The organism is Pseudomonas sp. Au-Pse12, from assembly GCF_021341665.1.
Classification (GTDB): Bacteria; Pseudomonadota; Gammaproteobacteria; order Pseudomonadales; family Pseudomonadaceae; genus Aquipseudomonas.
Map to the genome: position 1 here is coordinate 1 of NZ_JAJTTH010000040.1, position 883 is coordinate 883.

The following is an 883-nucleotide window of genomic DNA, read 5'->3' on the forward strand; positions in this document are numbered from 1 at the left end:
GCGGAGCAGCGGGCTCCTTTGTCGAACGCCACTACCGCTACGACAAAGCCTTCAACCCGATCCAGATCGACGACAACCGCTGGGGCCAGAGCCAGTACCGCTACAACGCCAACCAGCAACTGATCGCCGCGCACCTGGGCCGGGGGCAGCCACAACAGTGGTGCTACGACAACGCCCTCAACCTGCTCAGCGAAGGCCAGATCCACAGCGCCAAGGGCATGGGTATTCATGCTGAGCAAAAAGGCGGCCAGGTGGTCAAGTCCGGGGCCAACCGCTACCGCTACGACGCCTGCGGCCGCCTGGCCGAAAAAATCGTGCACCGCGCCGGCTTCCGCCCCCAGCGCTGGCAATACCGCTGGAACAGCGACAACCGCCTCACCGACCTGTACACCCCCGGCAACGACCACTGGCGCTACGAGTACGACGCCTTCGGTCGCCGCATGCGCAAATTCAACTTCAGCCGCAGCAACAACCACGATACGAGCTATGGCCACAGCGAAAAACACATTGTCGGTGAAGAGTACCTGTGGAGCGGTGAACAACTGCTTGAGGCCGCGCCAATCTACGCCGACGGCACCGTTGCCTTCGAACATGCAACACGTTGGAGCTACGCCCCTGGCGGCATTACCCCACTGGCGCAACAGCAGGGCGACAAACTCTGGTACGTCGTCACCGACCACCTCGGCACACCCCGGGAGTTGCTGGACGAAAGCGGTGAACTGGGTTGGAGCAACAGCCCCAGCGTTTGGGGCCAGGCACGACTATGGCAAGCCGCGAATGACGAGTTCGCCAGCAGCAACGTGGTGCCGATCAACAAGACCACCTGCCCGATTCGCTTCCCGGGTCAGTACTACGACGAAGAAAGCGGCCTGCACTACAATCG

The 883-nt window shown here is 62.2% G+C and carries 1 protein-coding gene; it reads left to right on the forward strand.

Annotated elements, in window-relative coordinates:
* The coding region (locus LXM55_RS32330; protein WP_233324201.1) for an RHS repeat domain-containing protein at nucleotides 1-883 on the forward strand (883 nt) is incomplete at both ends.